This is a genomic window from Flavobacterium sp. (assembly GCF_039932285.1).
Classification (GTDB): Bacteria; Bacteroidota; Bacteroidia; order Flavobacteriales; family Flavobacteriaceae; genus Flavobacterium.
Map to the genome: position 1 here is coordinate 1 of NZ_JBDTQE010000117.1, position 4,296 is coordinate 4,296.

Annotated in this window: 3 protein-coding genes and 2 pseudogenes; all 5 read right to left on the reverse strand. The window is 32.4% G+C overall.

Annotation, left to right across the window (positions count from 1 at the left end; translation table 11 throughout):
- Positions 1 to 610, reverse strand: a pseudogene (locus ABI549_RS13495) (polyribonucleotide nucleotidyltransferase); the annotation flags it as partial.
- A 169-nt stretch (positions 611 to 779) separates the two neighbouring features.
- Positions 780 to 1,046 (reverse strand): 30S ribosomal protein S15, encoded by a 267-nt coding sequence (gene rpsO, locus ABI549_RS13500; protein WP_348076984.1) that lies wholly within the window; start codon positions 1,044 to 1,046, stop codon positions 780 to 782.
- A gap of 96 nt (positions 1,047 to 1,142) precedes the next feature.
- On the reverse strand, positions 1,143 to 2,570 hold the full coding sequence (locus tag ABI549_RS13505) for an SDR family oxidoreductase (protein WP_348076982.1): 1,428 nt from the start codon (positions 2,568 to 2,570) through the stop codon (positions 1,143 to 1,145).
- A 17-nt stretch (positions 2,571 to 2,587) separates the two neighbouring features.
- Entirely contained in the window at positions 2,588 to 3,880 is a 1,293-nt protein-coding gene (locus ABI549_RS13510) for a DASH family cryptochrome (protein ID WP_348076983.1), read from the reverse strand.
- Positions 3,877 to 4,296: pseudogene (locus tag ABI549_RS13515) on the reverse strand (cryptochrome/photolyase family protein); the annotation flags it as partial. The gene ABI549_RS13510 and the pseudogene ABI549_RS13515, both read right to left, overlap by 4 nt.

Here is a 4,296-nt window from a genome sequence, read left to right on the forward strand (position 1 = left end):
ACATTTCTGCTTCTGAAATTTCTTTCATTTCTCCTTCTACCATTGCGATAGAATCCATAGAAGCACCAATCATCATGTCGATGTCAGATAATTCTAATTGCGCACGACTTGGATTGATGATGAATTTACCATCAATTCTTCCAACTCTAGCTTCTGAAATTAAAGTTTCAAAAGGAATGTCAGACAATGCAAGTGCTGCCGAAGCTGCTAATCCTGCTAATGCATCTGGCATAACTTCATCATCATGAGACATTAACTGAATCATAACTTGAACTTCTGCATGATAATCTGATGGAAAAAGTGGACGTAAAACACGGTCAACTAATCTCATAGTTAATACTTCGTTGTCGCTTGGACGTGCTTCTCTTTTGAAGAAACCACCAGGAAAACGACCTGCTGCAGCAAATTTTTCTCTATAATCTACCGTTAACGGTAAAAAATCGATACCTGGACTTGCCTTTCTTGATGATACTACTGTTCCTAAGATTACAGTTTTACCAATTCTTACTACTACAGAACCATCAGCTTGTTTTGCTAATCTTCCTGTCTCGATTGTGATGTTTCTGCCATCACCTAAATCGATGCTTTCTACAAATAATTGTGGAATCATAATTTTGTTTGTTATTGATTTAACATTGGTTTTAGTCTGCCTGTCGGCGGACACATGTAGTTGTGTTGTTGTGTGGCGTAGTTACTGCCTAAAACCCAATGAAAAACCAAACTTTTTCTATATATGCGTAAAAACAAAAAGAGGCACTTTCGCACCTCTTTATTATTGATTATTTTCTGATATTCAATTCTTTGATAATCTCACGGTATCTGTTAATCTCAGTTTTCTTTAAGTAATCTAGTAAAGATCTTCTTTTACCTACTAAAAGTACTAATGAGCGTTCTGTGTTATAATCGTGACGATTTTTTTTCAAATGCTCAGTTAAGTGGCTAATTCTAAATGTGAATAAAGCAATTTGCGCTTCTGATTTACCTGTGTTTGTTTTTTCTCCGTGTTTAGCGAAGATTTCTTCTTTAACTTCTTTAGTTAAGTACATTTTAATATCTTTTAAATGATTAGGATGTATAAATACGTATATCGTATTCGAGTGCAAAAGTACACTTTATTTTTGAAGTAACAATATTTTTGGTTATTATTTAGAATTAGCAATGTTCTTAATCATTCCGTCAAAAATAAAAAAATGAAAAGGAATCATACTATACCAGTAGATTCTACCCAGAATTCCTATTGGTCTAAAAGTCGCTATTTGATGTAAAATATGGTTTTCATCAATTCGAAATTCTAACCAAGCTTCACCAGGTAATCTCATTTCGGCAAAAAGAAGTAATCTTTTTTCTTGTTTATCCGCTAATAAAACACGCCAAAAATCGAGGGAATCACCATTGTCGAGATTTGTTGGGCTTGTTCTACCACGACGTAAACCAACTCCTCCAAAGAGTTTGTCAATAAATCCTCTAAATTTCCACATCCAATTCCCGTAATACCAACCTTTATCTCCTCCAATCGACCAAATATTTTCGAGTACCAGTTTTGGATTGGTAATTTGAATTTTCTTACTCACTTTTAAACAACCAAAATTTGGTACTTGAATATAATTAGAAAAATTATTTTTGAATTCACTACTAGACAAACTATCCTTCCAACTAGAAATCACTAAGTTTTGTTCTATTTTTTCAAATGCTAATTTAATGGCATCAACATAAGAAATGGGTTTTATATTAAGTATTTTTTGTAATCTATTATCATTGCAAATGACTTCAACTTTCATACTATCAACTAAATTCATTGCCAATTTATATGAGGTAGAAGTCACAAAATATAGCCAATAAGAAGAAAGTTTAGGCGTCATAACAGGAATTGTCCAAATAGCTAGTTTTATTCCTCGTGTTTTAGCATACAATTGCATCATTTGTTTGTATGTTATAATGTTTGGTCCACCAATGTCAAACGATTCATTAAAACATTCTTGTCTGTTTTGCACACCAATTAAATATTGAATTACATCTCGAATGGCTATGGGTTGCGTTTTGGTTAAAACCCATTTTGGTGTTATCATTAAAGGTAATTTTTCGCATAAATCTCTAATTATCTCGAAAGACGAACTTCCAGAGCCTACAATTATTCCTGCTTTGAGTACAGTAAGTTGTGGTTGACCCGAATTTAATATTTTCTCTACATTATTTCTAGAGAGCATGTGTTTAGAAAGTTTAGGATCATTAACAATTCCGCTCAAATAAATCACTTGTTTGATGTTCATGTGATTGGAATATTTGTTAAAATTTTGTGCAACAATAGCTTCCATTTTTTCAAATGAATTTGTTGAACTTGACATCGAATGAATTAAAAAATAAGCAATATCGATTCCTTCTGGACAGTTTTTAAAATCTACATCATCTAAAAAATCTATTTCCCAAATACTAATTCTAGCTAAAGTAATTGTATCTAAACCCAATCGAGCTTTATCGCGAATGCAACAAACTACCTCATGACCTTGTTTCAATAATTCTGGTAATAAACGTTTTCCAACATAACCGTTTGCTCCTGTTAGTAGAATTCTCATAGTATAAAAGTTTTAATTTATTTCAGCCATAATTTTCTAAAGGCTTTATTTTTATCATAATCGTTGGCTTGTTTTTCTATATTGAAATAACGGTGTCCGCGAGGATCATTACCAACGCCCGCTAAATATGCCCAGTTTCCCCAATTGCTACAAACATCATAATCTATTAACTGTTCTTCGAAATAGGCAGCTCCTATACGCCAATCCATGTTAAGTTCATTACAAAAAAAGCTCGCTACATTTTGTCGTCCGCGATTGCTCATAAAACCAGTTTGCTTTAATTCGAGCATATTAGCATTTATAAAATCGGATTTTGTTGTTCCGTTAATCCATTGAGAAAGTAATTTTTCATTCAATGATTTTGAGTTTACTTTATCGGTTTTAATTCCAGAATATAAGAAAAATTTGGTTTGGTGTTTTTTGAACATAAATCGGAAGAAATCTCGCCAAAGCAATTCGAAAACTAACCAATAGGTCGATTCGTTTGCGCCAAATTGCAATTCATATTTTTTTATTTCATGGTAAATGAGTCTAGGAGAAATACAACCTAAAGATAACCAAGCCGAAAATTTGGATGAATAATTTTCGCCAATCATTCCGTTTCGAGTTTCTTTATAAGAGGATAAGTTTTTTGTTTCAAAAAAATAATGATTTAATCTATTTATTGCCTCAGTTTCTCCACCTTTAAAATTGATTGCAGCTCGAGAATCAATCGCAAAAAATTCTAATCCTAAATCTTCTAATGTTGGTAAATTTAATGCTGGAATTTCGGGTGAATTTATCTTTTCTGGTTTCTTGAAAACAGGTCTAATTGTAGCGTCTTGTTCTGTTTTTTTTCTAAAATTAGTAAATACATCTGGAATATTTTTGATAGAAAAAGGTAAATCTCCTGCATGATATAAAGTGCTGGTACTAAAGGTTTCTAGTTCACAACGCAATTTGAATAATTCTTCTTGAACTAATTTTTCAGTTTGTTTTTCTTCATAAGCTACTTCACGTTTGGCAAATACTTTCTGTGCTTTATATTCGTGCACTATTTTCGGGATTTCAATTTCTGGTTTTCCTCTTACAATTAATAAACCAGAACCCAAGGCTCTTAAAGTTGCATCTAAATCTTTTAAGGATTCTAATATAAATTGCGCTCTATAACTTCCAGTTTTTTTAAATCCGTACGAAGTAGTTTCGAAATGCGAGTCATCAAAACAGTAAACAGGGATTATTCGTTCACTTTGTGCAATGGCTTTGACAAGTGTTTCGTTATCAGATAATCGTAAATCGGTTTTAAACCAAAATAAAGCAGTTTTTATCATAATGTGTTTATGTTTTTTAAATAATAATCAGCTTGTTGTAATAAAGCAGATTTGTCCTCTGGTTTCATTTTACGCCAAACATTATACATCATTCCAATTCGAGGATTTTTCCCTAGTTTATCTTCATTTTTGTCATAAAAATTCCAATATAAACTATTAAACGGACAAGCTTTATCGCCCGTTTTTACTGCTTTTTTATAGAAACAACTTCCGCAATAATGACTCATTTTATCAATATACGAAGCGGAACTAACATAAGGTTTTGTGCCTACAATTCCACCATCGGCAAACTGGCTCATACCACGAGTATTGGTAATTTCTACCCATTCGATTGCATCAATATAAATCCCTAAATACCAAGCATCAACTTCATCCGGATTAATTCCTGCCAAAAGAGCAAAATTACCTGTAATCAT

What these genes read in the sequence shown, in the direction of transcription:
- rpsO (WP_348076984.1), bottom strand. Translation starts at nt 1,046, where the DNA reads ATGTACTTAACTAAAGAAGTTAAAGAAGAAATCTTCGCTAAACACGGA.
- ABI549_RS13505 (WP_348076982.1), bottom strand. Translation starts at nt 2,570, where the DNA reads ATGAGAATTCTACTAACAGGAGCAAACGGTTATGTTGGAAAACGTTTA.
- ABI549_RS13510 (WP_348076983.1), bottom strand. Translation starts at nt 3,880, where the DNA reads ATGATAAAAACTGCTTTATTTTGGTTTAAAACCGATTTACGATTATCT.